Origin of the sequence: Flavobacterium plantiphilum, assembly GCF_046000495.1 — a bacterium.
Classification (GTDB): domain Bacteria; phylum Bacteroidota; class Bacteroidia; order Flavobacteriales; family Flavobacteriaceae; genus Flavobacterium; species Flavobacterium plantiphilum.
This window is the reverse complement of the sequence record NZ_JBELQA010000006.1, coordinates 216575-243155: the sequence shown is the minus strand read 5'-3', so window position 1 is coordinate 243155 and position 26581 is coordinate 216575. Positions and strand designations below refer to the sequence as shown.

Below are 26581 nucleotides of genomic sequence, written 5' to 3'. Positions count from 1 at the left end.
TTTCTGTGATTTTAAGAGATGCTTTTAAACCATCTCTGATATAGGTTCCCTACAAGCGGCATTGGTTTTGTATCGCCTTTTATAGCGCTTAAAATTCCATAAGCCCAAAGTACTGATATAAAAATCCACATAGGAGCAGTTATCATCATACTGTCAAAATTGCTGATGATTAATCCTAAAGAAATAAAAGTTAACGTAATTCCTAACCCCTGACGTATATGAAAAGAAGCATAGGGATTTTTATCTTCGGCATTCATAGACATCGCAATAAATACACCCACGCCTAAAATGTAACTGGTTATTGCAGCAGTTTTTCCTTTTTCAATGGTATTATTCATGTTTTTAAGCTAAAATTAATTTTCCTTTATTGATAATTCCGTATGCTTTTCCTTGCGTTTCCATTCCTAAAAAAGCAGAATTTTTAGATTTGGATAAAATACTGGTTTTCGTAAAAGTACTTTTTCCTTCAGGATTGAATAAGCTGATGTTGGCAATTGCTCCTTCTTTTATAACCGAATTTTCGATACCAAAAACTGTTTTTCCTTCGGTTAGTTTTTCTATTATTTTTTCTAATGGAAGGACTTTTGTCAATGTACAAAAAGCGCTTTCCAGACCAATTGTTCCGTTTTTTGCTGTATCAAATTCCATTTTTTTATGTTCGATATCAATTGGATTATGGTCCGTAGTAATCATATCAATCGTATTGTCTAGAATTCCGCTTATTAAAGCCTGTCTGTCAGCTTCCGTTCTTAATGGCGGAGTTACTTTGTAACGAGTGTCAAAATTATCTAATTTTTCGTCTGTCATTGTTAAATGATGTACGCTCACGCTACAGCTTACTTGTAAGCCTTTGGCTTTAGCTTCTTGGATTAAAGCTACCGATTTTGCTGTAGAGATGGTTGGAATATGCATTTTTCCGCCAGTATATTCCAGTAAAAATAAATTTCGGGCAATTTGTAATTCTTCGGCTAAATTGGGAATTCCTTTCAGCCCCAAACGTGTTGAAACAATCCCTTCATTAGCAACACCATTTCCTTTAATATTAGAATCCTGCGAATAAGCGATTACTAATCCGTCAAAATCCTGAGTGTATTGTAGTGCAATTTTAAGCAAGTTAGCGTTTTCAAAACTCTTGTTGTAATCGCCAAAGGCAATGGCACCGGCTTGTTTCATGTCGAACAATTCAGCCATGTCTTTTCCTTCGGCATTTTTAGTTAAAGCACCAATTGGGAAAAGTTCCGTAGCACTTGAGTTTGCTTTACTTTTTACAAAATTAATTTGCGATTGATTGTCAATTATCGGGAAAGAATGGGGTTGTAAAGCAATACCTGTGAAACCGCTTTTTGCAGCAACCATTAATCCGTTAGCAATTGTTTCCCGATCTTCAAAACCAGGTTCGCCCAGAGATACACTACTGTCAAACCAGCCTTGGGAAACATGAAGATCGTCTAGCAGTACTTCTTGGGTGTTTTCAGAATCAGCCAGAGAAACTCCTATTTTTTCAATGAATCCATCTACTATTAAAATATCTGCCGTTTGATTGTGAAAAGGACTTTGCGGGTCGATAATTTTGGCGTTTCGGATAATGAGTTTCATAAGTAGAATATATTTTTATTTCAGGAATTTTATAATAGCTATTTCGCATACCAGGAAGAGCAGTGCAAAGATAACAAACCATTTCCAAAGTTGATTATCCATTCGGTCGCTTTGTATGCTGCTAAAAACACTTTCAATAGACTCAGAAGTTTGATAATCGGATAGTAAATTGTTATCCAGCTGGTTGAGATTGCTTTCGCTTCTGTTGTAATTAAAACTGATATTTTCTATCCATTGTTTTTGATTGTAAATTTCAAAATTTCCAGCTTCTTGTGGCAAATCGTTAAATGTCATTTTAACTTTTGAATTCATAATTTGCTGAATTGGAATAAATTGTTCGGTGCTGTTTTTGACTTCTAAAATACCATCTTTAGCAACAAAAGCATTTACAATAAAAGGATTAGTATTACCAATAGTCAACGCATTGATGCCGTTATTTTGGTTGAATTGTCCCATTTTATAAAATGCAGGAACAATTAAAGGCGATTGTTGAAAGTTAGAATTTTCGGTATTGATAGGTGCTGAAAACACATATACGACTGAAACTGGTGTAAATAAAGCCGAAAGAAAAGCAGTTTGATCATCATAAATCAAAGCTCCGGAATTGGAATTTGAAATTGAAAATGAAGCTTTGGTACTTGGATATTGGAAATTACTAATCCTATTTTCAAAAACACCAGAAAATAAAGGATGATTGAAATTGATTTTGCTGATTAATTTCTCCACCGTTTCATAGGATTTAAATTGGATGTTTCCAAAATTCCCCAAGAATGAGTTCAGCGTGCCAACAGAACATTTAGCAGAAGGAATAACAATTAAGTTCCCGCCTTTTTGAACAAAATCCTTAAGCGTGATTTGTAAAGCTTGTGGAATTTCATCCAATTCATTCAAAACCACAGCATTTTGTTTCTCTAAATTGTTGTAATCTAAAGTCGCTAATTCTGAATTGCTGTAATTGAATTCGTCGTTAGTATAAATACGTTGTAAAAAGTTACTTTTTTGGGCTTCGCCAATGCTAATAATGTTGATTTTTTTAACTTTTGAAATACTAAAATAAAAAGTATTGTCATAAGCTAAGCTGTTATCAATAATGGAAACATAACCGTGGAAAGCTTGTTTAGGAATGCTAAAATGCAATATTTTTTTAGGACTGTCTAAATGAGTTACGGTTTTAGCAATCAGTTTGTTTTGATTGTAAATGGCAATTGGAACCGATTTAATGTCCTCGCCAAAACGGGATAAGTTTACATTGATATCATAGAAATCATTGGTGGTTTCATCAATAAAAACTCTGTCAATACTAACATTGTTTTTTTGTTCCGATTTTGGAATGATAAAATAGCTGACGTCAGTTTCAGGAATACTTTTTAGCTGTTTTTGATTCAATCCTACAGCATCCGTAATGATAATGATGTCTTTTTTTACATTGTCAGGACGTGCATTTATTTTGGCTAAAATAGGATTTAAGTCTAAAGGAATGGCACTGTATTTTATATTCTGCAGTGTGCTTCTAATTGATTTGATATCGGTATTCCAGTAACTTTCCGTATTGGTAAGCAGCGAAAAATTTTTGTTTTCTGGTGCTTCCTCCAGTAGTTCCTGTACGGCTCTTTTTAGTAATTCTCCTTTTTTTCCTTTGGCCTGCATGCTAAAAGAATTGTCCAGAATAATATACATTTCGTTGGAGCGGTTTTTATGGTCTTTTGCATCAAAATATGGCTGAGCAAAAGCTAAAATAATAGCAGCCAGTAGCAATAAACGGCAAGCAAGCAACAACCATTTTTTTAGTTGGGAACTTTTTCTGGTTTGAATTGAAATTGATTTTAAGAATCGAACATTAGTAAAATATTCTTTTTTAAATCTTCGAAACTGAAATAAATGAACCAAAATAGGGACAATCAATAAAAAGAGAAAGTATAAAATTTCAGGATGTTTGAATTGCATTCTTGTTTTGGCTTTTATTTAGTATCCAAAAATACAAATTTGTAAACAGTTTTAAATGGACAGTGTAGGATTTTTTAAATAGTTTTAAATCCTATTATCGGTTCGGTTTTTATATGTATTTTAGCAATTATCAAAAAGGATAAAATGAAAATAGGTTTTTTAGTGGTAGTAGTTTTGTTGTTTTGCACTGGTAGTCAGGCACAGGAAAAGAAATTTAATTTAGTTGTAGGGACTTATACTAAAAGCTGTGAAAGCAAAGGTGTTTATGTGTACGAATTTGATACCGAAACTGGAGAGACTGTATATAAAAGTGCCACGGAGAATGTTGTAAATCCCAGTTTTTTGACAGTTTCTAAAAATAATGATTTCGTTTATTCGGTTAATGAAGATGGACCCAAAAGTACGGTGAGTGCTTTTAAATATGATTCTAAAAGTGGAAAATTAGATTTTTTAAACAAACAAAACATAAATAATCCGGGACCGTGTTATATTATTAATGATGATAAATCGGTAATAACTGCTAATTATACAGGTGGTAGCGTTGCTGTTTTCGGAAAAAATAAAAACGGAAGTCTGACTCCTCTGAAGCAATTGGATCAACATTTTGGGAAAGGACCAAACCCGAAGCGTCAGGAGAAATCACATGTACACATGGTGCAGTTTTCGCCCAATCATCAATTTGTTTTAGCAACCGATTTAGGAACCGACCAAATGTATTTGTACCAATACCATGCGAATGCTGCCAAACCATTGGAACTTAAAGACAGTATTAGCGTAAAAGCGGGGAGTGGTCCCAGACATTTTACTTTTAGCAAAGATGGAAATAAACTTTATTTACTGCATGAGTTGGATGGCACTTTATCAGTTTTTAATTATTCTAAAGGAAAATTGCAATTGGTTCAGGAAACTACAGTGGTGGAAGAAGGGTTTAAAGAAAGTTTTACAGCCGCTGATATTCATATTTCGCCTGACGAACAATTTTTATATGCTACCAATAGAAAAGAAGCTAATACTATTAGTTGTTTTAAGATCCTGAAAGATGGGAAACTGGAATTGGTGTCCAGAAACAGTACTCTGGGCGATGGACCTCGTAATTTTGCTATAGATCCAACAGGGAATTTCCTTTTAGTTGCCCATCAATATACAAATGATATTGTTGTTTTTAAAAGAGATAAAACCACAGGGGAGTTGACTGATACCGGAAAACGAATTCCTTTGTGTTCACCAGTTTGTTTGGTTTTTACTAAAATATAATTCTGTTATTGTAGTAGAATGAGTGTAGCAATATCAAATTTTTTATCTGAAAACAGAATTTTAGGAACCGAATCAGCTAAGATTTTAGAGGCATTTTGGAATAAGGACAAAGTTCTCCAATCAAAAGAACTGTTGTTGGGGTTTAATCAAAAAGATTCCAATTTGTATTTTGTAAAAAATGGTTGTGTACGCCTATTTGTAATTGATAAAAACGGAGAGCAGATTAATTTGGGTTTTGGATATGAAAATTCGTTAATCACCTGTTTTCAGACTTTTATTGAAGGAAAACCTTCGTTGATAAGTATCGAAGCAATTGTTGATACAGAGCTGGTAGCGATTGCTAAGGAAGATTTGATGCCATTGATTCAAAGTAATTCCGAAATTGCTCTTTGGTATCAGTCCATACTTGAATTTACCTTATCAGGTCACATTCAACGACAAGTAGAGCTGTTGACCTTAAAACCCTATGAGCGTTACGAAGTTTTTATAAAAAGAAGTGGTCATCTGATTAACAGAATTCCGCTCAAATTTATCGCTTCTTATTTGATGATGAAACCAGAAACCCTCAGTAGGATACGGGCTAAGATTTCTTGATTTTAATCAAGTGTGAATTGTTGTTTTAATTTCAAATTTGTGATTGTAAATATAAAATCATCAATTATGAAATTAGCTTCAGGTCATAAAGCCCCGTTATTTGTGGTAAAAGACATTTTTGGAAATACAGTAGATTTGGATCAAATCCAGAATCAAAAAATTATGTTGAGTTTTTTTCGCTATGCTGAATGTGCTATGTGCAACCTTCAGATTTCTAAAATTATGAAACACAAAGATTCATTTGCTGAAAAGGGAATTAAACTAATCACTGTTTTTGAATCTCCGGCTGAAAGTTTAAAAACAAGTATTGCTAACCGACATCAGTTTGATTTCACGATAATTGCCGATACCCATCGGGATTTGTATAAATTGTATAAGGTGAACCCTTCCTGGTTAAAAACAATGAGAACCATAACAATTAAAGGGATACAGCATCTTTCCGAGGCTGTTAAACTGGGTTTTAAAGCCGGTGGAAAAGTAGAGGGAACCTTGCATCAAATTCCGGCTGATTTTTTAATTGGTTCTGATAAAAACATTGAAATAGCTCATTATGGAAATAGTGTGATTGATCATTTTCCTTTGGAAGAACTATTTAAAAACTAGCATAAAAAAAGCCTGAAATGTATGTTCCAGGCTTTGTAATTATTTCTTTTTTTTCTTTTTTGCTCTTGTTTTCAGCATGTTTCGGTTAACAGAACCATGTGTTTTCTTTTTGGTTTTGGATGGTCCGCCAAGATTGACTTTTTGGTTCTTTTTAGCTTTTTCATGAAAAGCTCCGTCTCCATCTGTTTTGGGTCTTTTCATTAAAATCTTAATGGGTTGCCTGTCTTTTTCAGGACCAATTAATTTTGTAGAAATCTCTACTTCTTCAGGGAAATCTTCGACGTCTAATTCCATATTCATCAATACTTCTGCAGCCACTTTTAATTCTTCTTCACGTGGCGTTACCAAGCTTATAGCTGTTCCTGTAGCATCGGCACGACCGGTACGACCAATACGGTGCATGTACAATTCAGGTTCTTCGGGCATTTCGAAATTGATAACATGAGTAATGTTTGAAATATCCAAACCTCTCGCCATAATATCCGTTGTAATTAATCCGCGAAGGGTTCCTTCCTGGAAAGAAGCCATGGTATTCAAACGGTAATTTTGTGATTTATTAGAGTGAATCACACCAAATTGGCCTTCAAAATCTTCCTCAATACTTTCGTGAAGCATATCAGAAATCTTTTTGTTGTTTACAAAAATCAAAACCCGACTCATGTCTTCGTTGTTTTTTAATAAATGCTTTACTAAGTTAACTTTAGTATTGAAATTAGGAACGTTATATGTAATTTGTCTGATTCGTTCTAATGGAGTTCCAGATGGTGAAAGGGTAACTTCTTCAGGATAATCAAAATAGTCATTCAAAATAGCGTCAACTTCATCGGTCATAGTAGCCGAGAATAAGATGTTTTGACGTTTTTTAGGCATCATTGCTAACAAGGCAGTCAGCTGAACACGGAAACCTAAATTCAGCATTTCGTCAAATTCATCAATAACTAGCTTTTGCATGTCTTCAAAACGAACCACATTGTCTAAAGCCAAATCCATCGTTCTACCCGGAGTTCCTACAAGAATATCTGAACCTTCATAGACTGATTTTTTTTGGGTATTGATATTTACTCCTCCAAAAATCCCAATGGTTCGGATAGACATGAATTGGGTTAACTTTTCCAGCTCTTCAACGACCTGAACTACAAGTTCTCTGGTAGGAACTAAAATGACAATTTTAGGAGTATGTGTTACACTAAATTTGTATTGCTTTAATAAAGGTAATAAGTAGGCAAAGGTTTTACCAGTACCTGTTTGTGCAATTCCCATCATATCTCTTCCGGACATTATTACAGAAAAAGATTTCTCCTGAATAGGAGTAGGAGTTGTAATTCCTAATTCATCAATTGCTTTTTGTAATGATTTAGGAAGATTGAATTGCTCGAAAGTGGCCATAAAACATATATTTTGTGCAAAGATAGTCTTTTTGAAAGTAATGGAGATACAACTGAAGGAATCGTCTTTATTAAGAAGAGATATAAAAAAAGAGCAGAATTTTCTAAATTCTGCTCTTAATATTATTTGTTTAGTTTTATAAGTTATGCACTTATATTATTCTTTGTTGAGTTTTCAAAAAACGTATTTCGTGCAAACAATCTTTTTACTCTGAGTTTTAGTTCATTTGGGTTAAAAGGTTTAGGAACAAAATCATCAGCTCCAAGGTTAAATGCCTCCATAACAGTTCCTTCTTCTTCTCCCATTGAAGATACTACTATGACCGGTACATGTTTATGATTTTCTTTTGAAAAACTTATTATTTCTAATCCTGATTTGAAAGGAAGTATAATATCAGTTATTATCATATCGGGATTGAGGGTTTTTATTTTTTCAAGACCTTCAATTCCGTCTTTAGCAATTATTATTTCATATCCTTCTTTTTTAAGAACAAATTCTAAAATTTTCACCATTAAAATATCGTCCTCAATTACTAAAATTTTGTTTACGTTATCTTCCATTTGCATGATGTTTTGCTTTTCTAAGTAATAATGTAATTACTATATTTCTTTTATTTTTTCTCAAAAGTTATACAAACAAATATAGAGGTATAATTGAAAATAATCGATTAAAAGTAAAAATAATCGATGAAATACACGTTTTTGTTCTTTTTTGTAAGTTTAGGTATTTAGTTTCGTGTCTTTAAAAAAGATTTTTTAGAATTTGTATTGGAACATTAAAGCAATTTCTATCTCGTTTTGTTTTAAATCAGGCGCATATTCCTGATTATTGACAGTGAGTTGTAAACCAGTTAGATAATTATTATTTATTAATTTAAAATAACCACCTCCAATTCGGTAAGAATTTAATGAAACTCTGTTCTCATATTGTCCAAAAGTAGATCTGTCGTCAGGAGAAGAACCATAACCGGCAATTAAAGTTAGATAATCAAATTGTGTGTCAAAGTAATATCTGGTAGTTAATGTAAAGGCAGGATAAACAGTATTATCAGTATTTTGAATAAAGGATTTTAAATTAATCCAGTAGGATCCAATATATTTTCCGAGTCCAATAACAGCAGTTGTAAAATCACTATCGGAAGTTTTGACATAACGTAATCCCAAATCAGCTTCCCATCCCTTTGAAAAATTTTGAAAATAAGAATACCCGAGCTTCAATTTTGGAAAAACGGTTTTCTCGCTATATGCCGCATCCAGATAGGAATAACTTTTTTTTCCTGTAAAAATATAAGATTCAAGTTCATATTGAATTCCATCAATAACACTTTCGCCGGAAGCAAATCTGTTGGCATAACTTAATCGACCAATCAGTGAACCCCAATTTCGTTGTCTGATATATTGTAAACTTCCTAAATGCCATGGTCCATAATTTTTTCTGTCAAAAGCAGTATAGCTGTAATTAACTCCTATTCGTTCTGAATTGTTTTTGGTTTCAATAATAAAAATACGTTGCTTAATTTCGGGATCATTTGGATATTGTAATTCTAAATTTTTTAAATAGTCCTGTTCTTTTTGTTCATCCTTTTTTAATTGATAGATAGCCAGTTTTTTGTATCGGAAATTTTTATTTTCAGGATAGTTTTGCAATGCCTGATTTACTGTAATTTCAGCTTCATTATATTTTTGATCTTCTATATTCAAATTAATTAAATATAAAAAAGCTTCTTCATATTTTGGATTTTTATCAATTACATAATTAAAATAATAACTGGCACTGTCTCTTTTTTGGGTTAATTGATAAATTCTTCCTGTTAATAAATAGAAGTCTAAATAATCAGGAGCAAGTTTAATCCCTAATTTCGTTTTCTTTAAACCAGCTGAATAGTTCTTCTCAACATTCACATCATGAAGAGCCTCTTTTAATAGATTATCAGTATCAATTTTCTGAGCAAAAATGCTGTAGCTGAATAATGGAAGTAAATAAGTTAGTATAACTAATCTTTTTTTAACAGTGTTAGTTGTCATAAATATTAATTGTTATTTTGGGTATTAAAGCCTTGTCTTTGCATGTTTCCCCATGCTTGTTCTTTCTGCCTGAAAAAATGATAGTAACCTTTTAAAGAAGCGTAAACATTTATGGGATGGTAAAAAATAGGTTCAATCATGGCAGTTAAAATTAGAATAAATATTTCTTTTACACTTGAATAATGTTTGTAGAGTATTTCATCTAATAAAATAGATATTATCGTAATATTAAGATAAAAAAGATATACTGCCATGGTTAAATATAGAAAACTATCGTAATTAATATTCAAATAGAAAAATGAAAGTATCAATACAATGAGACCTACTACTTCTAAAACAGGAACTAAGAATTCGAATGCAAAAAAATAAGGAAAAATTAAAAACCCGGTTCTTCCGTATTTGGGGTTAAAGAATATGTCTTTATGCAGATTTAATGTTTGAATTAATCCTCTTGCCCAGCGTACACGCTGACGTATTAATATTTCGCGGTTTCCGGGTACTTCTGTCCAGCATAAAGATTCCGGAATGTATTTAACCGAAAAATCCAGTTTATTTTCATACATGTATTTTCGCATTCTGGTAATGAGTTCCATGTCTTCACCTAACGATTTATGCCAATATCCGCCAGCTTTAACAGCTATTTCCTTATCAAACATTCCAAGTCCCCCGGATACTAGTAACAGACTGTTTAACTGACTCCAGGCCATTCTGCCAAAAAGGAATGCTCTTACATATTCAAGCTCCTGAAATCGAGGATACCAGCCTTTTGGAAACCTTATTTTTACTAAAAATCCTTCTTTTACTTCACATGAATTTGAAATCCGGATGCCTGCTCCGGTAGCAATTACTCTCTTTTTACTTTCGATGAATGGTTTTGCCAATTTTATAATCGTATCATTCTTTAATATGCAATCCACATCAGTACAAAGAAATAAAGGATATTTTGAAGAATTTATTCCTGCATTAGATGCATCAGCTTTACTCTTTCCATTTTCTTTATCTACAACTAAAAGTTTAGAATATACTGGGTTTTTTGACTTATAATGACCTCTGACTGTTTTTGTTGGTATTTTTTCCTGATAATAAAAATCTATTTTAACTAGTTCAAATTCTTTAATAAGTTTTTCTAAAGTATCGTCAGAACTACCATCATTTACTAATACAACTTCATATTTAGGGTAATTTAAAGAAAGTAAAGATTTTACATTATAAACCACATTAGCGCCTTCATTAAAAGCGGGGGCAACTACTGAAACTCCGGGAATATAGTTGGATTTTAAAAGGACATCATCATGAATAAAATATTTTGAATTAAGATGCTTTTTAATGGCATAATAAGACAATACAGCTAATACCATATACAAAAGAATATAAGTAGTTGAAAATACAGCTACAAATATTTCATAATAATCGATAATTTTTTTTAATATCATATAGAAGGTATTTTTACGTGTTGAATCATTTTACTAATTTCATGGTTGCCGATAAAATTTTCAATATGACCAGATTGCATCTTTGAAAGACTTCTTACTGCTGTAAGTTTTATATCAGAGTCGATAGATTCTTTTAATAAACCACAAATAAATTCCTCAGCGATTTCTCCGCCAACTATGGTTAAAGTCTTTAGAATTTCGATTTGGTTATTCTTTGTTTCATTTTCAAAAACTTCGATTAAATTTTTTTCGGTATCCAATATAAATAACTGCCCTATAGCACAAATAGCTGCGAAACGTATTTTTTCGTCATCTGATTTTAAAAGAGCTACAATAGACTGATTTTCATTTGTATAATTGTAAAAAGCCATCAGTTTTATTCCCAGTCTTACAACGGACGGATTTTGAGAATGAATCCAATCCTTTAAGTTGCTTGGAATTGGTGGTTTTTTTTGATGAATAATATTCATTATATTAATTTCTCCTGCTAAGAAAACAGGCTTTTGATAATTATAAAAGAGTCCTAAATTTTCTGGCTCTAAGGAAATAAGAGTAAGATAAGCACTAGAGTTTAGAATTCTGTCTTTATTGTTTAGAAAAGGAGTAACAAAGTTTTTGCCTTTATTATATTCTAAGGCTTTTAAATGATACATTCCAAGAGGAATTAAATACTTTTTTCTGCTTTTTAATAACGAAACAGTATAATTAAATAAGTCAAATTGTTCATAAATCAAATGGGAAGTTTTAATAATGTCTCCTTTTAAATTTCGTTTCAGGAAAATAATTTTATTCAAAACGATTTTTTTACACCATTTTTTTTTAAAAGGAATTTCTTTTTTGAAATTCTGAATTTTTAAAACAAACTCTTTCTCATCATAAGATGAGAATACTAAAGTGGTTAAAAAATCATCAATTTTAGCTTTTACAGCATTTGTTTTTGGGGTACGTAAATTAGTAAGAAACCGGTTTATTATTAATATTGAAATTAAAATGAGAAAAAAAAGTGCTAAAACGGGTAAAATGTAATGAGTCAAATAGTAGGTGAGATTCATCTTTTGCTGGTTGTTAGTTTTGTAAAGGGGTCATTTATTACGGTATAAATGTAATAATTATATCATAACATTATCGATAAAGTGCATAAAAACATCGATAAAAAACACTTTTTGTTTTTTTTTTGTTTTTTTTTTGTATCTTTTTATTTGCAAACAATATGTTTTTTGTAGAGCAATAATCAAACCTTCAAAAACTCCAAGACCAAAAAGTGCAAAGTCGCACCTTAAAGAGAATTTAAGAAGTAAACCAATAAGAATCGATTAAAAGATGGTAAAAAAAAAATGGCAACTAGAAAAGTTGCCATTGGTTTAAAAGTTATTAAAACTTATTGGATGATGATTTTTTGTGAATGTATTATTTTTTTTGTTGAAAGATTTAAAACATTTAGAATGAAAACTCCTTTTAACTGTAAACTGACGTTTTCCTGACGACTTTCTTTAAGAATACCTTTTTTGACTTCTTTTCCAAAAACATCATAGATTTTGTACTCTGCATTAGAATTCATTTTTGTATTAGTTTCATCACTGTCATTGGTCATTAGTATAGAAAATGAACCATTATTTGGAATAGGCCAAACATTAACCTGAGTAGAGATTTCCGGATTTTTTTTTGTTGCTGACAAAGAATATCCGTTAACTATATTTATTCTACGGGTCATTGTTGCTCCACTATTATCACTAACGGTAAAATCGAATGAGCCTAAGCCGTTGGCTGTTGGTCTGTATTCTACTATGTTAGAAACTAAAGTAGCATTTCCTTTTTCAACATTGGATAGGGAGTAACTAACTCCATCGGTAAATCCTCTCGAAAGTTTTTTGATATCAATACTTAGTTTATGTCCTTTTGGAGATTCGTAATGAGGTAGTGACATCCATTGTAGATACTCATCCAGATTAGTGTAACCGTCTAAATCTTCATCAGCATTAGTATCTGAAAAATCTCCAATTGCAGAATTTAGATTTGTTCCTTTGATTGCCTCCCACCAGTTTGGTAAACCGTCTTGGTCAGTATCCCAATCAGTATCTCTGCTTACCTCAGGATAATTTTCATATCCGCCAACGTCTGATTCATTATCAGGAAATCCCGGTTTGCCGGTTACGCTTCCTGTATAGGTATAAGTTCCATTGAGTGTTTCTGTAATAATTCTTTCATCATGTTCATCAAATTCCGGTTGTACACATCCCACATCAGAAAGTACAATTTTATATGCTTCCCCGGCTGTTTGTGTTGTTACATAAGATGGGAAAAAAGGAGTATCAACAAAGTTATCGTATTGATAAGTTGCACCGTTTTTAAAGGTTGCTCTTCTTCCGATGATTTGATTATTTTCGTCAAAATAACCTGGCATTACATTTCCGTTAAAATAACATCTTTGCATTCCCGTTCCAACATTTTCGTTATCAGCACTAAATGCAACAAATATTTTAGAACCCGCTCCGGGTTTATAATAATTATTCACAAAGTTAACCTCTTTAGTTCCTCCATCAGTAGTTCTGGAACCCCAATTGTAAACGACATTATTAGTGATATCCATTCTGCCAGCATAAGCTCCGCTACCATCTAATCCTCCGCCTAAGCTCCAATTACGTCCGTAACAGTGTGCTAAAAGATTATGATGAAAACTACCTATATCTCCACCTATAGTTGCTGCATACCCATGCTCATTCCCTGCAGGATAATTTTGATGTCCTGCAGCATTTAATGCTTCAGAAATTAAGGTTCTTTGTAACGTAATGTTTTTTCCCGACCGTGAACTGAAAGCTTCATCAATAGTCCAGCTGATGGAACAGTGATCGATAATACTATTGTTGGCACCGGTTAATCCCATTCCGTCATAAGTAGGACCTGCGCCTAATCTAACTCTTATATTTTGAACGATAGCGTCATTTCCTGTAATTCCAAAAGGAGCAGAACGAATACAGATTCCTTTTCCGGGAGCTGTTTGACCCGCAATAGTCACATAAGGCTGACTTAGAACCAAACGGGAATTTAATTGGATAATTCCTGAAGTATTAAAAACAATTGTTCTTGGTCCTATATCATTGGTAACAGCTTCTCGTAAACTTCCCGGACCACTATCATTCAAATTGGTTACTGCAACAACTTTTCCGCCTCTTCCGCCACGGGCAAAACGACCATAACCTTCAGCATCAGGAAAAGCCAGTTGAGCAGGTCTAAATCGCCAAATGTTTCCTTTTACGACTTCATTATTTGCTAAAACTTCGTCAATTCTCCAGTAATAAGTTTCTCCTGTATATAATCCATTTACCGGATACGATACATTTTCTTTAGGCTGATTTCCTTTGTATAAAACTGAAGATGTATCTGCAGCATCAATGGATGCTAAATCTGTTCCGAAATAGATATTGTGAGATACGGCATTAATTGCTGCTGTCCAGCTTAAAATGCTACTTCCTGAATTTAATTCTACATGTTCATCATCGTGGCTGGGTTTTGGATTAGTAGCCTGATTAAAAATATTAGGTGTATTTAATTCAAATCCATTTAACATCACATTTTTATAGGTTTCGTTACCCGATCTTTCGGCAGCAAAAAGAATAACCACATCGGTTCCTGTTGTAGCCTGAAATTTTAAGTATGCTGATTTTGCAGTTGACGAATTAAGAGCTCTAACAGTCGGAATTACATTATCGACTACTAAATTTCCGTTTATTGATATGTCAATTGGACTAAAAGTATAAATAGGATTATCTACAGCATTTAAAAAAGCCATTAAGGTATGCTCTCCTGTTTCTAATCCACTTATTTTAAGTTCTATTTGGCCACCTTCATTTGCGGTACCGTTTTTTACAGTAACACCATCACAAACTAATTTTGCGTAATAAGGAGCCTGGATTCCGGTTTTATACCAATTGGTACCTAAAACATCTCCTTTATCTCCCACTTTAGTCAGTGTAAATGTGACATCGTTTACTGTTTTGGTGGCTGTAGTAGTTGTAATTACCCAAGGGGCATATCCGGATTCGCTTACTTCGGAAGCGCTTCTTCCTGTTTGATCAAAATCAATTTTTACTACAGGATTCTGAGCAAAAATTGCGGTGGTTTTCATTGTGAGGCATGCAATAGCCAATACTAATGATGGTTTCATGTACTTTTTTAACATTTAAGGTTGGTTTTTGGGTTAATAATTCTTTGTTTATTTCTATTGTAAATTGAGAAAGCATAAATAAAAACTGTTATGTCATAGGCTTTTAAGTTTAAATACTGTAAATTATAATTAATGAATGAATAATTGTAAACGTTTACATAAAGTAATAAAAAATTTTTAATTCACTTTTTAGCTCATTTAATAATCTTTTAAAAAGGATTTTGTCCGGAGTAAAAATAGATGTTCAAAGAACAAACTAGGGGTAAAAATTGCTTTTAAAGCAGGGGCAAATAGCAATTTGCTGCTAAAAGTAATAATAAATTTACTAAAATGTTTTTTTTTATATGTAAAATATATACTAAGTAAAGCATTAGTGCTTTAATTGGTGGATTTACTTTAGTTAAGATGAACTGTCTAAAAACTTTCAAAAACGCCAAGACCAAAAAGTGCAAAGTCATACTTTACAGGATCATTGGCATCTAATTCTCTAAGTTTGGTATCTAATTCTAAAAGCGCTTTTGCGTCATTTTGTTTTCGGTTTAATAAACCCAATTTACGGGCTACATTTCCTGAATGTACGTCTAAAGGACAGGATAATGCAGCAGAAGGAATGCTTTTCCAGAGTCCTAAATCAACTCCGTTATTGTCTTCACGGCACATCCAGCGCAGATACATATTAATACGTTTAGCAGCAGAATTATTTAAGGGATCAGAGATGTGTTTTTGTGTGCGGGCTGCATGCGGAATGTCAAAAAATATCTTTTTAAATTCAGAAATGCTTTTCTGCATGGAATTGATTTCTTTATTTTTTGAAAAAACAGCCTCTAAACCATTATGGTTTTTATAAATGTTTTGCAGGCTTTTTATAAAAACCATAAAATCCTGGCCGTTAAAGGTACGGTGTACAAAGTTTTCAAGTCGTTCTAAGTCAGGCTCAGTATGAGACATCACAAAATCATAAGGCGCATTGCCCATTAATTCCATCATGCGATGACTATTTTTTATAATCATTTTACGGTTTCCCCAGGCAATAGTAGCGCTTAAAAAACCGGCTATTTCAATATCTTCTTTTTGAGTAAATAAATGCGGAATCTGTACCGGATCACTTTCAATAAAATCGAGAGTGTTGTATTGCAATACTTTTTCGTCAAGAAAATCTTTGAGTTCAGCTTTGTTCATTCTTTTGTTTGATAAGCTTTAGAGTTTAAAGTGCAAGTATTGAGTCCTATCGTAGTGTGTTAGCCGTTATTTTAAAAACTTATTTGTCCGTCAACCATTACCAGCTTTCTGTCGGCCATATTGGCTAATTCTTCGTTATGAGTCACAATAACAAAAGTTTGTCCAAATTCATCCCTTAATTTAAAAAACAACTGATGTAAGTTCTCTGCCGAATGCGTATCCAGATTTCCGGAAGGCTCATCGGCAAAAATAACAGCAGGTTTATTAATCAATGCTCTCGCTACAGCCACCCGCTGTTGTTCTCCTCCCGAAAGTTCATTGGGTTTATGATGAATCCGATGAGAAAGACCAAGATAAGTTAATAGTTTTATGGCTTCTTCCTCAGTTTCTTTCCTGTTTTTTTTGGCAATAAAAGCAGGTATGCATACGTTTTCTAAGGCAGTGAATTCAGGTAGCAACTGATGAAACTGGAAGATGAATCCTAAATTTAGATTTCTGAATTTAGATAAACTCCTGTCATTCATAGACAAGATGTTTTCATCATTGATTAAAAGTTCAATTTCATTTCCAGTATTTGTTTCGCCTTTAACGGCTGTGGAGTTTGGTTTGTCTAAAGTTCCCAGAATTTGTAAAAGTGTTGTTTTTCCGGCTCCGGAAGCTCCTACAATAGATACAATTTCTCCTTTTTGTATATGTATATCAACTCCTTTTAATACATGAAGCTGACTGTAATATTTATGTAAGTTTTTGGCTTGTATCATTCTTGACAGTTTTTACAAAGAAACAAAGATTTTAAGGATTATAAAATGAGATAAGCTATAATTTTTGGTCAAAAAACAATAAATTTGAGTAAATTCAAATAATAAAATGATTATTTAAACAAAAGATATGAAAAATGAGATGAAAAGTGATACAGCGACTTTTGCAGGAGGTTGCTTCTGGTGTACTGAAGCTGTTTTTTTAGAACTAAAAGGTGTAGAAAAAGTGGTTTCGGGTTATATAGGAGGGAAAACCATCAATCCTACGTACAAAGAAATTTGTCAGGGCGATACCGGTCATGCCGAAGCTGTCCAGATAACTTTTAATCCGGAAGTGATTTCTTTTGGAGAATTGTTAGAATTGTTTTTTGCAACCCATGACCCTACTACTTTGAACAGACAGGGGAATGATGTGGGAACTCAATACCGCAGTGAAGTTTTCTATCACAATGAAGAACAACGAAAAATGACAGCTGATTTTATTGCTTTTTTAACAGAAGAAAATGTTTTTGAGAAACCAATTGTAACTAAGCTTTCTCCGGCATCGACTTTTTTTGAAGCCGAAGAATACCATCAGAATTATTACAATCAAAACCAGACTCAGGGGTATTGCTCGTTTGTAATTACTCCAAAAATCAATAAAGTGAGAGAGTATTTTAAAGACAAATTAAAAAACTAATCAATATTACGAATGGAAGCCCGATATAAAAAACTAATTTTAGGAATTGTCTTCGATGCTGTCGGAATGCTTTCTTTTTCCATTCCTTTTTTAGGAGAATTTTCAGATGTCGTTTGGGCTCCTGTTTCGGGTTTTTTGATTTCCAGAATGTATAAAGGCAGCTTAGGTAAAATAGCAGGAATTGTTTCTTTTGTGGAAGAGTTTTTTCCTTTCACCGATGTTGTTCCCACCTTTACGTTAACCTGGATTTATTATTATATTATAAAAAAAGAAAACTAATTCTTATTGTCTTTGAATAGGAATCCCAGTCCCATGCCGCGAAGCATTTTTTTGGAAAAAGGGAAAAAGAATTTTGACTGACCAAAAATATAACCAAAAAACATTAATAAAAAGGGGTACAGCGGCAGTACTAAAATAATTAAGATAAAATAGTAGAAAAACCAATGAGTGTTTTCCTGGTTTATATTTAAAAGATTCATCGCATAACTGGATATTTTTGCAGACAGAGAACCGTTTATAGCAAAAACTATAAAAATAATGACTAAATCATAATTAGAAGCTATTCCCCAACGTCTCTTTAATTTCTCCATATCCCTTTAAGATGACAACAAATATAACAAGATTATCTTAGAGGGACACGACCGAAAAGCCTTTGATGGTAATTATTTTGAAAATAAACCATGTAATTATAAATCAAATAATTTACCTCATAACCATAATCGATATTGGGATCATAATTTATGGTCATTTCATATAAATTTGGATTGTAACGTTGTGGCTGTAAGACACGATTGTTCCACTCATTTACATATATCTGATTTTTAGTTTCCAGATATTCCTGTGTGTAATACCATCTGGGATAAGCTCTGGATGCGAGCCAGGTGTTAAAGCCCGGATCGATAATGATTACTTCATATTCCAGAGAATCATTGGCTATTCTGACGGTGTCATTTACAGAACCAGCGTTTTTCTCTTTAGATACTATAGTTTTGGATGAATTACAGCTGACTATAATACCAATAATAAGTGCTAATAAGTAAAAAATATTTTTCATCGTAAAAAAAATCAGTTGACTTAAAATTAAGAATTATAGAATTAATTAAAGCTTATTTTGAAATAATTATGCAAAATTAATTGGCGTTCGCATTATTAGTGGTTTTCATTCAGCTCTGTTGGAATTAAAGCCTCCATCATCTAAAACACGGAGGCTTTTTCGTGTTTTTTAGAAATTATATTATTCTAACTTATTATTAAAATCACTACTTATAAGCATTTCATTTTTTTCTTCTGAGACAATATTTAAAAAGCGATCATAATGTTTTAACACATCGGATATTAATTCATTTTTAGTGAAATATTGTATATCATAACTTTCTCTGGTATCTCCAAAATATGCTTTTGGAAAATAGGTTCTTTTTTTCTCAATATCCGGAAGATTGTCTTCATCAATAAAATAATTAGCTACTTTTTTAGAAGTAGTAGTAACTCCGTAAATAAAGTTGTTGACAATATCGTACTTTATCTCAATTTCAATATTAGAAGAATCAATGATATTAATAGTCGCAATAACTCCATTTTTAGCAAATTCTGTTTTAAGATCAGTAAAAGCATCTTTGACTACTGTACTGATAAAAAAGTCAACAGAAGAGCGGTCTTTTGCCGAAACAATCTGTTTTAACCGGTCTTTCCATAATCTTCCTGACCATGGAACCGTAGTGTTGGAGAAATTTTGATCGTAATAGGAATGATCAATATGGAGCGCTTTTATTAAACTTACAATAAACAATATCATAATTATTGAAAAGGGCAGAGCGGTAATCAGCGTCATACTCTGCAGTGCTTTTAAACCACCGGCATTAAGCAGTAACAAGGATAATAGTGCCAGTAAACCTCCCCATAAAATAGTCTGCCATTGCGGAGATTTTACAGCATTTTTAGTTGCAATATTATTCATTACAAAAATTCCTGAATCAGCAGATGTTACAAAAAAAACAATCACAATAATAATGGTAATTAGACTTGCTGTTTGTGAAAAGGGTAAATATTCTAAAAATCGAAACATCAGGGCATCCGGATTGGCAGCCAGTTCGCTCAGAGCACCATTGGCTGTAGTAAGATCAAACCAGATAGCACTGTTTCCAAATACAGTCATCCAGATAAAATTAAAAAATGTAGGAATCAGTAATACAGCAACTATAAATTCTCTTATTGTTCGTCCTTTAGAAATTTTTGCAATAAAAAGACCTACATAAGGTGACCAGGATATCCACCAGGCCCAGTAAAGGATAGTCCAGTCATAAAACCAGGGTAATGTTTCGGTATCATAAACATGGGTTCCAAAAGTCAGATTAAAAAAATTATTAATATAATTTCCCAGTCCCTCGGTAAAACTCCCTATTAAAAAAACAGTAGGTCCTAATATAAGTACGAATAATAAGAGAGAAACTACAAGTGTTACATTGATATTACTTAGGATTTTAATTCCTTTGTCAACTCCTGTAAGTGCTGAAAATATAGCTAATGATACTAAAACAGCGACAATTAAAACCTGATAAGTAAAAGTAGTATCCGGAACAATATTCAAGATTTGTAATCCTGAATTAATTTGAACAACACCAAACCCTAAAGTGGTAGTAATTCCAAAAAACGTACTGCAAAGTGCAAATACATCAATAGTATTTCCCCATTTTCCGTTTATTTTATTTTTAAGTAAAGGATAAAAACAGCTTCGAAGCGACAATGGCAGCTTCAGGCGGTATGAGAAATAGGAAAGTGACAATCCTACCACTGCATAAATTGCCCAGGCATGTATACCCCAGTGGAAAAAAGTATAAAGTTGGGCGTTTTTTGCTTTATTGACATAATGAGCTATACCAAAAACTTCCGAAGTATAATGCTGCATGGGTTCGGCTACGCCAAAATACATTAACCCAATTCCCATTCCGGCAGCAAATAACATCGAAATCCAGGAGAAAAAACTGTGCTCCGGACGGCTGTCATTATTTCCCAGCCGGATATCACCATATTTGCTAAACAGAAGATAGACCAGAAAAATAACGAAAAATGTTACTGACCAAATATAAATCCAGTTCAGATTTATAAAAATAAAGTTTTTTATAACATTCAGTATTTCGTTGGCCATATCCGGATAGACTACTGATATTATCGAGATAGAAAATATAAATACCATGCTGGGTATAAAAATCCCCATTTTCAGAGTAGTTTTAAACATATAGTTTTGTTTAGGATTTTAAAAATGTGTGAAGCTGTATGCCCGCATTGTTTAAAGTTGTAATTTATAGGTAAACGGGCAGCATAAATATTCAGAACTCTTTAGTTCAGTCACATTTTTTAATTTTAAAAAAGTATGCCATTTAATTTAAGTTAAATGGCATAGAAATAGAACTGTGGTTTTATTTTCCAAAAAGTTTTCCCATCATTCCGCCTAATCCTCCTTTTTTTGTGAGTTCGGCAGCATCATCAAGATCTACTTTTCCGTCTGTATTTTGATCTAAGCCAAAATGGATATCATAAGTAGAAATAGCTTCCATGATTCCGGCATGTTCAGGACTGTCACCACCTGTCAGGGAATTAAGAAGTTCTGATATGCTGATGCTGCTGTTTTTGGGATCTCTTGCTCTTTCTACCAGAATATTCAAAACTTTCGGGATAATGTTTGTTGCTGTATCGGTCGCCGTAGCAGCATTGATACCTAACTTTTGAGTTAATAATTCAGAGACATTACTGATGATTCCGTGTACAACAGGGTTTTTTTTATCAATGTCTTTGCCTTGCAATAAGTTTGCTATTTGTGATAAATCACCACTGGAGGCTATTTTTTGAAGACTGGAAAAAAGAGAATTACCGGTTTCTTCCAGTACTGCATCGTTTTTATCATTTGGGATGGCATCGTTTTTTACAACAGCATCCTGACCAAATTCCTTTACTAATTGTGCTAATTGATCTAACATGAGGTTTACTTTTATAAGGTTTGTTATCAAATTTAATAAAAAAAGGACTCATTAGCAATTTGTAATGAGTCCTTTTATGTTATAAAAATGGTAATTCTTAGCTTAACAAAGTAATAATTTGTGATGCTAATTCAGTTCCAATTCTGTCTTGTGCTTCTCCGGTAGCAGCTCCGATATGCGGAGTCAAAGAAATTTTCGGATGCATCAAAAGTTGTGTTGCAGGAGTTGGTTCGTTTTCAAAAACATCCAGACCGGCAAATGCTACTTTTCCGCTGTCTAATGCTTTTACTAAATCTACTTCGTTAATAACACCACCACGGGCACAGTTTACAATTCCTACACCGTCTTTCATTGTAGTAAACTCTTTTTCAGTCAGAATATATCCGTTTTGAGCAGGTACATGGAAAGAAATAAAATCAGCTTCCTGAAAAACAGATTCTAATGACTGAGGAACGATAGTTGTTGTTATCGATTGTCCGTCAAAAAATTCAACTTTTACATCCACTTTCGGAATAAAGCTGTCGGCAGCGATAACTTTCATACCTAAACCAAGAGCCATTTTAGCTGTAGCCTGACCAATACGGCCAATACCTACAATTCCTAATGTTTTACCTCTTAATTCAACACCATTAGCATACGCTTTTTTCAAATCATTGAATTTTGTATCTCCTTCTAATGGCATGTTTCTGTTAGAATCGTGTAAGAAACGAACACCAGTTAATAAGTGAGCAAAAACTAATTCAGCTACTGATTCTGATGAAGAAGCAGGAGTGTTGATTACGTGAATTCCTTTGCTTTTAGCATAATCCACATCAATATTATCCATACCAACACCACCACGACCAATGATTTTTATGCCCGGACAAGCATCAATAATGTCCTTACGAACTTTAGTAGCACTACGAACAAGAATAACACTTACGTTATTTTCATTAATGTAGTTTGCTACCTGTTCCTGAGCAACTTTTGTAGTGATTACTTCAAAACCACCTTTTTCTAAAGCTAAGATTCCACTTTTTGAAATCCCGTCGTTTGCTAATACTTTCATGTTTTTTATTACATTACGAGGTTTTATCCTCAAATTAATTGAATGGTTTAGAAGCTGTTTCCCGCTATCCGTTTCAATCTTGTGCAGGCGTAGATGCCTGCCTCCACAAGGATTTCCACTTCTATCGGGGCTAGAGCCTCTGCTAGCAATTTCAATTTAAAGATTGAAAAATTCAAAGATTCAATCAATAAATTTTATTTAAATAAACTTAGATTCTTTTTAATCTTTCAATCATTGAATCTTTTAATCTATTTAAACTGCTTTTTCTAAAGCTTGCATCACATCCACTAATACCTGTACGCTTTCAATAGGCATAGAGTTATAGATAGATGCTCTGTATCCGCCTACAGAACGGTGTCCCGGTAAACCTGAAATTCCGGCTTCTTTCCACATTTTGTCAAATGTTTCTGTGTGCTCCGGATTAGTCAGTAAGAAAGTAACATTCATGTTAGAACGATCTTCCTTAACAGCTGCTCCTTTAAATAATGGGTTTCTGTCAATTTCGTTGTAAAGCAATTCTGCTTTTGCATTGTTTAGTTTTTCAACCGCTGCAATTCCGCCTTTTTCTTTGATCCATCTCAATGTCAACAGAGATGCGTATACAGAGAATACAGGTGGTGTGTTGAACATACTATCTGCTTTAACGTGTTTGGCATAATCCAGCATACTAGGAATAGCACGACCACTTTTACCGATGATTTCTTCTTTAATAACTACTAGAGCAGTTCCTGCTGGTCCCATGTTCTTTTGAGCACCGGCATAAATAATATCAAATTGAGAAAAATCCAGTTGTCTGGAGAAAATATCTGAACTCATATCACAAACCAATGGAACATTTGTTTGAGGAAATGATTTCATCTGAGTACCAAAAATGGTATTGTTAGAAGTACAGTGAAAATAATCTGCATCTGCAGGAATTTCATATCCTTTTGGAACATAAGTGTAATTATCCTCTTTTGAAGAAGCTACGATTACAGTTTCTCCAAAAAGTTTAGCTTCTTTAATTGCTGCTGTAGCCCAGGTTCCTGAATCTAAATAAGCGGCTTTTCCACCTTCTTTCATCAGGTTATAAGGAACCATCAAAAATTCAAGGCTGGCTCCACCTCCAAGAAAAAGAGCCTGGTATCCTTTTCCTTCTAATCCCAGTAACTCAAGAGCCAAAGCTCTGGCTTCGTCCATAACAGCAACAAAATCTTTGCTTCTGTGTGAAATTTCTAAAATTGATAATCCTGAATTATTGAAGTCTAAAATAGCCTGAGCTGATTTTTCAAAAACTTCCTGAGGTAAAATAGATGGTCCTGCGCTGTAATTGTGTTTTTTCATGGTGTAGTTTAAGTCCAAAAAATTAAAATGCAAATTTCGGTAATAGGACCCGAATAAGCATTAAAATATTCATAATAATTATTAAAAAATTTTCTATGTTATTAACAAAAACGATATAGTATCAGTATTATCCGCATAATCCCATAATTTAGGCTGTTGGGTTTGTCCGAATTCGACACTGTTTTTTATCAGATTATTGCTTACAATACATTGAATTTGCTCTGCTTCTGCTGTCAGTTTTTTTTCTACATCTTCCAGATTTTCATAATATTCATAAAAAACACTGGAAATAGGAGAGGCATGGCTGCTGTCTTCTTTGATGGTTAAAAAACCATTATCTAACAATTTGAAGTTACTCATCAGGAAAACGGCTTTGTTATAATCGTAATTATTAGCGTATTTTTCATATTTAATGATATCCTGATATTCAAACATAGCTTCAAAAAATGCATCAAAAGAATAGCCTTTTGGTACAAATAATTTAGAAACATTGCGACAGCCTAAGCCGAAATATCTGAAAATATCTTCTCCTAAAGCAATTAATTGTTCTTTAGTTTCTTTGCCATTTAACACAGCAACAGAATTTCTGCTTTTGCGGATAATGGAAGGTTTATCTTTAAAATAATACTCAAAATAGCGGGCGGTATTGTTACTTCCGGTAGCTATTACAGCATCAAAATTTTCCAGCCTCCCTTCGCTGAAAGTGATTTTGCTTTCAAATTCCGGAGCGATATGAATTAAATATTTTGCTAAAAACGGCAATAAATGCTGGTCATTTGAAGAGGTTTTTACGATAACATCATGTCCGCTTATTAAAACCGAAAGAAAATCATGAAAACCTACCAGCGGAATATTTCCGGCTAATATGAGGGCTATTTTTTTGGGTTTTACAATCGTAAAATCATAAGTACTCAGCCATTTATCGAGGTTTTCTTTGCTTAGTGCTTTTGCCCAGGAATTAACAGCATAATACACCTGTTCAGGTGTGTACCAGCCATTGTGCGACTGGGAAAGCGCAATCAGGTCAACAAAAGAATCAAAAAAAACAGCATTAGCTGAAACGCCTTCTTTCTGGTGATTTCCGGCTTCAGAAAACTGACTTAAAAACGTTCCTAATTCTATAAAAATATTTTTTTTGTTTTCTAATGTCATAATGTTTGTTTATGAAATGTTTTGATTGTAATTTTGCACAAAAGTAATCATAATAAAATCTAAAGTCAAAAGTCAAAAGTCGAAAGACAAAAAGTTTGTGTAAAACGATTTGAAAAGACTAATTAACTGGCAGACTTTATAACTTTAAGACTAATTAAGAATGGCAATTATCATAACAGACGAATGTATCAACTGTGGTGCATGTGAACCGGAATGTCCAAATACAGCAATTTATGAAGGAGCTGATGACTGGAGATATAAAGACGGAACATCTTTAAGCGGAAAAGTAGTGCTTCCGGACGGAACTGAAGTAGATGCTGAGGAAGCTCAGACTCCTATTTCGGATGAGGTATACTATATTGTTCCCGGAAAATGTACGGAGTGTAAAGGGTTTCACGACGAACCTCAATGTGCTGCAGTATGTCCTGTTGATTGTTGTGTACCGGATGAAAATCATGTTGAGGATGAAGAAACCTTGTTAAGCCGACAAGCTTTCTTGCATAATGAATAGTTAAATATATAATTTCAATTTAGAAAATCCTGAGCCTGTGTTCAGGATTTTTTTTTTTGGCTACAATTACATACGTATCATAGGCATAAGTTTTTCGGTCAATAGTTTGCAGGATTTCAAAATGATTGAGATATAAAAACAGCTGCATTTCGTGAAGTGTAAAAACCCTGACAGTAGCGTAATCATTAGCAATAATATTACTGTCTTCTGCTTCGTAATATTTAGCGGTCCATTCGAGAATAAAATTGTCCTGTGAGCTTATTTCCCAATCACTTTTTCTAATATAATTAACACCTTTGTACAGTACAGAATGAACGATTGTATCATTTTCTCTGATGTAAGGAATAAAGCGACTGGCATCAATAAAATCAAAAATAATAATTCCATTTGAATTCAGATTATTGTACAGAGTTTTAAAGGTGTCGTTGATATCATTATTTGTAATCAGATAACTGGTCGAACGACTCGTAATAATGATAGCATCAGTCTTTTGTTCCAGATTAAAATCCCGCATATCGCCGTGAATAAAGCGACCGCTTGGGTTTCTTTTTTCTGCAATGGCAATCATGCTTTTACTGTAATCCAGTCCTGTGTAGTTTTGTTTGTTTTCAATAAAATAGTGTGCCAGATTGCCTGTTCCGCTTCCTATTTCTAAAATACTTTCCGGACTGTTTTTTTGCAGCAGTGTATTGTAAAAAGTATATTCCTTATTATAATCTATGAAACTTTGGTACATAGCGTCATAGATTTCGGCCATTTTATCGGGATAAAGACTGCTCATGACTTTTTTTTTAAGAGATTACAAGATAATCTTTTTTTATGGAAATTTTAGGTTTACTGTAGTTTGGCTATGTTAAATTAACTTACAGTTACTTTAAATTTAAGAGCTTCATATCCGCTTAATTTTTTAGCTTGAAAGAGACTTTGTATAAATTTTGGATTTATGCTATCTATAGATTTTATA

25 protein-coding genes are annotated in these 26581 nt (G+C 33.1%); 6 read left to right on the top strand and 19 right to left on the bottom strand.

The window, feature by feature from the left end; genetic code table 11:
- Positions 1-11: 11 nt before the first annotated feature.
- From ABS764_RS12070 to ABS764_RS12060, 3 genes are read right to left on the bottom strand one after another with little or no spacing between them, the layout of a single operon-like run.
- Positions 12-338 carry a hypothetical protein gene (locus tag ABS764_RS12070; RefSeq protein ID WP_408082056.1) on the bottom strand — a complete coding sequence of 109 codons (327 nt, stop codon included), beginning with the start codon at positions 336-338 and terminating at the stop codon, positions 12-14.
- 4 nt (positions 339-342) lie between these two features.
- A complete protein-coding gene (locus tag ABS764_RS12065; protein ID WP_408082055.1) occupies positions 343-1596 on the bottom strand; it encodes a dihydroorotase in 1254 nt (417 codons plus the stop codon).
- A 15-nt stretch (positions 1597-1611) separates the two neighbouring features.
- Positions 1612-3540 (bottom strand): vWA domain-containing protein, encoded by a 1929-nt coding sequence (locus tag ABS764_RS12060; RefSeq protein ID WP_408082054.1) that lies wholly within the window; start codon positions 3538-3540, stop codon positions 1612-1614.
- A gap of 144 nt (positions 3541-3684) precedes the next feature.
- Here ABS764_RS12060 and ABS764_RS12055 point away from each other — a divergent pair, with 144 nt between their 5' ends.
- From ABS764_RS12055 to ABS764_RS12045, 3 genes are all read left to right on the top strand, one after another.
- The gene (locus tag ABS764_RS12055) at positions 3685-4794 is read left to right on the top strand and encodes a lactonase family protein (protein WP_408082053.1); all 1110 of its coding nucleotides are present in this window, start codon (positions 3685-3687) and stop codon (positions 4792-4794) included.
- Positions 4795-4812: 18 nt separating this feature from the next.
- A complete protein-coding gene (locus ABS764_RS12050) occupies positions 4813-5388 on the top strand; it encodes a Crp/Fnr family transcriptional regulator (RefSeq protein ID WP_408082052.1) in 576 nt (191 codons plus the stop codon).
- Between the two features lie 66 nt (positions 5389-5454).
- Complete coding sequence (locus ABS764_RS12045) at positions 5455-5991, top strand: redoxin domain-containing protein (protein WP_408082051.1); 537 nt, start codon at positions 5455-5457, stop codon at positions 5989-5991.
- Between the two features lie 39 nt (positions 5992-6030).
- On the opposite strand, the gene ABS764_RS12040 is transcribed toward ABS764_RS12045, so the two are convergent.
- From ABS764_RS12040 to ABS764_RS12005, 8 genes are all read right to left on the bottom strand, one after another.
- Entirely contained in the window at positions 6031-7377 is a 1347-nt protein-coding gene (locus tag ABS764_RS12040; RefSeq protein ID WP_408082050.1) for a DEAD/DEAH box helicase, read from the bottom strand.
- A 143-nt stretch (positions 7378-7520) separates the two neighbouring features.
- A complete protein-coding gene (locus ABS764_RS12035) occupies positions 7521-7937 on the bottom strand; it encodes a response regulator transcription factor (protein ID WP_408082049.1) in 417 nt (138 codons plus the stop codon).
- Between the two features lie 195 nt (positions 7938-8132).
- A complete protein-coding gene (locus ABS764_RS12030) occupies positions 8133-9401 on the bottom strand; it encodes a YaiO family outer membrane beta-barrel protein (protein ID WP_408082048.1) in 1269 nt (422 codons plus the stop codon).
- Positions 9402-9406: 5 nt separating this feature from the next.
- Positions 9407-10834: a glycosyltransferase family 2 protein gene (locus tag ABS764_RS12025; RefSeq protein WP_408082047.1), complete on the bottom strand. Its 1428-nt coding sequence runs from the start codon at positions 10832-10834 to the stop codon at positions 9407-9409.
- Positions 10831-11886, bottom strand: a complete 1056-nt coding sequence (locus tag ABS764_RS12020; RefSeq protein ID WP_408082046.1) for a HEAT repeat domain-containing protein — start codon at positions 11884-11886, stop codon at positions 10831-10833. Before ABS764_RS12020 ends, ABS764_RS12025 begins: the two co-directional genes overlap by 4 nt.
- Positions 11887-12212: 326 nt before the next feature.
- Positions 12213-14996, bottom strand: coding sequence for a T9SS C-terminal target domain-containing protein (locus tag ABS764_RS12015; protein WP_408082045.1), 2784 nt, complete (start codon positions 14994-14996; stop codon positions 12213-12215).
- Between the two features lie 414 nt (positions 14997-15410).
- Complete coding sequence (locus ABS764_RS12010) at positions 15411-16175, bottom strand: TIGR02757 family protein (RefSeq protein WP_408082044.1); 765 nt, start codon at positions 16173-16175, stop codon at positions 15411-15413.
- Between the two features lie 71 nt (positions 16176-16246).
- Entirely contained in the window at positions 16247-16936 is a 690-nt protein-coding gene (locus tag ABS764_RS12005) for an ABC transporter ATP-binding protein (RefSeq protein ID WP_408082043.1), read from the bottom strand.
- 127 nt (positions 16937-17063) lie between these two features.
- Here ABS764_RS12005 and msrA point away from each other — a divergent pair, with 127 nt between their 5' ends.
- Together msrA and ABS764_RS11995 are read left to right on the top strand one after the other, a co-directional pair.
- Positions 17064-17612 carry a peptide-methionine (S)-S-oxide reductase MsrA gene (gene msrA, locus ABS764_RS12000; RefSeq protein ID WP_408082042.1) on the top strand — a complete coding sequence of 183 codons (549 nt, stop codon included), beginning with the start codon at positions 17064-17066 and terminating at the stop codon, positions 17610-17612.
- Between the two features lie 12 nt (positions 17613-17624).
- Positions 17625-17891, top strand: a complete 267-nt coding sequence (locus ABS764_RS11995; RefSeq protein ID WP_408082041.1) for a hypothetical protein — start codon at positions 17625-17627, stop codon at positions 17889-17891.
- On the opposite strand, the gene ABS764_RS11990 is transcribed toward ABS764_RS11995, so the two are convergent.
- From ABS764_RS11990 to ABS764_RS11960, 7 genes are all read right to left on the bottom strand, one after another.
- A complete protein-coding gene (locus ABS764_RS11990; protein WP_408082040.1) occupies positions 17888-18202 on the bottom strand; it encodes a DUF6787 family protein in 315 nt (104 codons plus the stop codon). The two genes, ABS764_RS11995 and ABS764_RS11990, sit on opposite strands and share 4 nt — an antisense overlap.
- A 32-nt stretch (positions 18203-18234) precedes the next feature.
- On the bottom strand, positions 18235-18666 hold the full coding sequence (locus ABS764_RS11985; protein WP_408082039.1) for a DUF6146 family protein: 432 nt from the start codon (positions 18664-18666) through the stop codon (positions 18235-18237).
- Positions 18667-18846: 180 nt separating this feature from the next.
- On the bottom strand, positions 18847-20844 hold the full coding sequence (locus tag ABS764_RS11980; protein WP_408082038.1) for a BCCT family transporter: 1998 nt from the start codon (positions 20842-20844) through the stop codon (positions 18847-18849).
- Positions 20845-21025: 181 nt separating this feature from the next.
- Positions 21026-21583, bottom strand: coding sequence for a hypothetical protein (locus ABS764_RS11975; RefSeq protein ID WP_408082037.1), 558 nt, complete (start codon positions 21581-21583; stop codon positions 21026-21028).
- 97 nt (positions 21584-21680) lie between these two features.
- Positions 21681-22631, bottom strand: a complete 951-nt coding sequence (locus tag ABS764_RS11970) for a D-2-hydroxyacid dehydrogenase (protein WP_408082036.1) — start codon at positions 22629-22631, stop codon at positions 21681-21683.
- A gap of 252 nt (positions 22632-22883) precedes the next feature.
- A complete protein-coding gene (gene serC, locus ABS764_RS11965) occupies positions 22884-23954 on the bottom strand; it encodes a 3-phosphoserine/phosphohydroxythreonine transaminase (protein ID WP_408082035.1) in 1071 nt (356 codons plus the stop codon).
- 93 nt (positions 23955-24047) lie between these two features.
- The gene (locus tag ABS764_RS11960) at positions 24048-25106 is read right to left on the bottom strand and encodes an acyl-CoA reductase (protein ID WP_408082034.1); all 1059 of its coding nucleotides are present in this window, start codon (positions 25104-25106) and stop codon (positions 24048-24050) included.
- A gap of 160 nt (positions 25107-25266) precedes the next feature.
- Between ABS764_RS11960 and ABS764_RS11955 the strand changes: the two genes are divergently transcribed.
- Complete coding sequence (locus ABS764_RS11955) at positions 25267-25617, top strand: 4Fe-4S dicluster domain-containing protein (RefSeq protein ID WP_408082033.1); 351 nt, start codon at positions 25267-25269, stop codon at positions 25615-25617.
- 19 nt (positions 25618-25636) lie between these two features.
- Here the strand turns inward: ABS764_RS11955 and ABS764_RS11950 are convergent, their stop codons facing one another.
- Positions 25637-26398, bottom strand: a complete 762-nt coding sequence (locus ABS764_RS11950) for a class I SAM-dependent DNA methyltransferase (RefSeq protein WP_408082032.1) — start codon at positions 26396-26398, stop codon at positions 25637-25639.
- Positions 26399-26581 lie beyond the last annotated feature (183 nt).

Coding starts and splice junctions, on each gene's coding strand:
- ABS764_RS11995 (WP_408082041.1), top strand. CDS start 17,625: ATGGAAGCCCGATATAAAAAACTAATTTTAGGAATTGTCTTCGATGCT.
- ABS764_RS12065 (WP_408082055.1), bottom strand. CDS start 1,596: ATGAAACTCATTATCCGAAACGCCAAAATTATCGACCCGCAAAGTCCT.
- ABS764_RS12060 (WP_408082054.1), bottom strand. CDS start 3,540: ATGCAATTCAAACATCCTGAAATTTTATACTTTCTCTTTTTATTGATT.
- ABS764_RS11960 (WP_408082034.1), bottom strand. CDS start 25,106: ATGACATTAGAAAACAAAAAAAATATTTTTATAGAATTAGGAACGTTT.
- msrA (WP_408082042.1), top strand. CDS start 17,064: ATGAAAAATGAGATGAAAAGTGATACAGCGACTTTTGCAGGAGGTTGC.
- ABS764_RS12070 (WP_408082056.1), bottom strand. CDS start 338: ATGAATAATACCATTGAAAAAGGAAAAACTGCTGCAATAACCAGTTAC.
- serC (WP_408082035.1), bottom strand. CDS start 23,954: ATGAAAAAACACAATTACAGCGCAGGACCATCTATTTTACCTCAGGAA.
- ABS764_RS12050 (WP_408082052.1), top strand. CDS start 4,813: ATGAGTGTAGCAATATCAAATTTTTTATCTGAAAACAGAATTTTAGGA.
- ABS764_RS12010 (WP_408082044.1), bottom strand. CDS start 16,175: ATGAACAAAGCTGAACTCAAAGATTTTCTTGACGAAAAAGTATTGCAA.
- ABS764_RS12040 (WP_408082050.1), bottom strand. CDS start 7,377: ATGGCCACTTTCGAGCAATTCAATCTTCCTAAATCATTACAAAAAGCA.
- ABS764_RS11990 (WP_408082040.1), bottom strand. CDS start 18,202: ATGGAGAAATTAAAGAGACGTTGGGGAATAGCTTCTAATTATGATTTA.
- ABS764_RS11985 (WP_408082039.1), bottom strand. CDS start 18,666: ATGAAAAATATTTTTTACTTATTAGCACTTATTATTGGTATTATAGTC.
- ABS764_RS11950 (WP_408082032.1), bottom strand. CDS start 26,398: ATGAGCAGTCTTTATCCCGATAAAATGGCCGAAATCTATGACGCTATG.
- ABS764_RS12005 (WP_408082043.1), bottom strand. CDS start 16,936: ATGATACAAGCCAAAAACTTACATAAATATTACAGTCAGCTTCATGTA.
- ABS764_RS12045 (WP_408082051.1), top strand. CDS start 5,455: ATGAAATTAGCTTCAGGTCATAAAGCCCCGTTATTTGTGGTAAAAGAC.
- ABS764_RS12030 (WP_408082048.1), bottom strand. CDS start 9,401: ATGACAACTAACACTGTTAAAAAAAGATTAGTTATACTAACTTATTTA.
- ABS764_RS11955 (WP_408082033.1), top strand. CDS start 25,267: ATGGCAATTATCATAACAGACGAATGTATCAACTGTGGTGCATGTGAA.
- ABS764_RS11975 (WP_408082037.1), bottom strand. CDS start 21,583: ATGTTAGATCAATTAGCACAATTAGTAAAGGAATTTGGTCAGGATGCT.
- ABS764_RS12035 (WP_408082049.1), bottom strand. CDS start 7,937: ATGGAAGATAACGTAAACAAAATTTTAGTAATTGAGGACGATATTTTA.
- ABS764_RS11980 (WP_408082038.1), bottom strand. CDS start 20,844: ATGTTTAAAACTACTCTGAAAATGGGGATTTTTATACCCAGCATGGTA.
- ABS764_RS12025 (WP_408082047.1), bottom strand. CDS start 10,834: ATGATATTAAAAAAAATTATCGATTATTATGAAATATTTGTAGCTGTA.
- ABS764_RS11970 (WP_408082036.1), bottom strand. CDS start 22,631: ATGAAAGTATTAGCAAACGACGGGATTTCAAAAAGTGGAATCTTAGCT.
- ABS764_RS12015 (WP_408082045.1), bottom strand. CDS start 14,996: ATGAAACCATCATTAGTATTGGCTATTGCATGCCTCACAATGAAAACC.
- ABS764_RS12055 (WP_408082053.1), top strand. CDS start 3,685: ATGAAAATAGGTTTTTTAGTGGTAGTAGTTTTGTTGTTTTGCACTGGT.
- ABS764_RS12020 (WP_408082046.1), bottom strand. CDS start 11,886: ATGAATCTCACCTACTATTTGACTCATTACATTTTACCCGTTTTAGCA.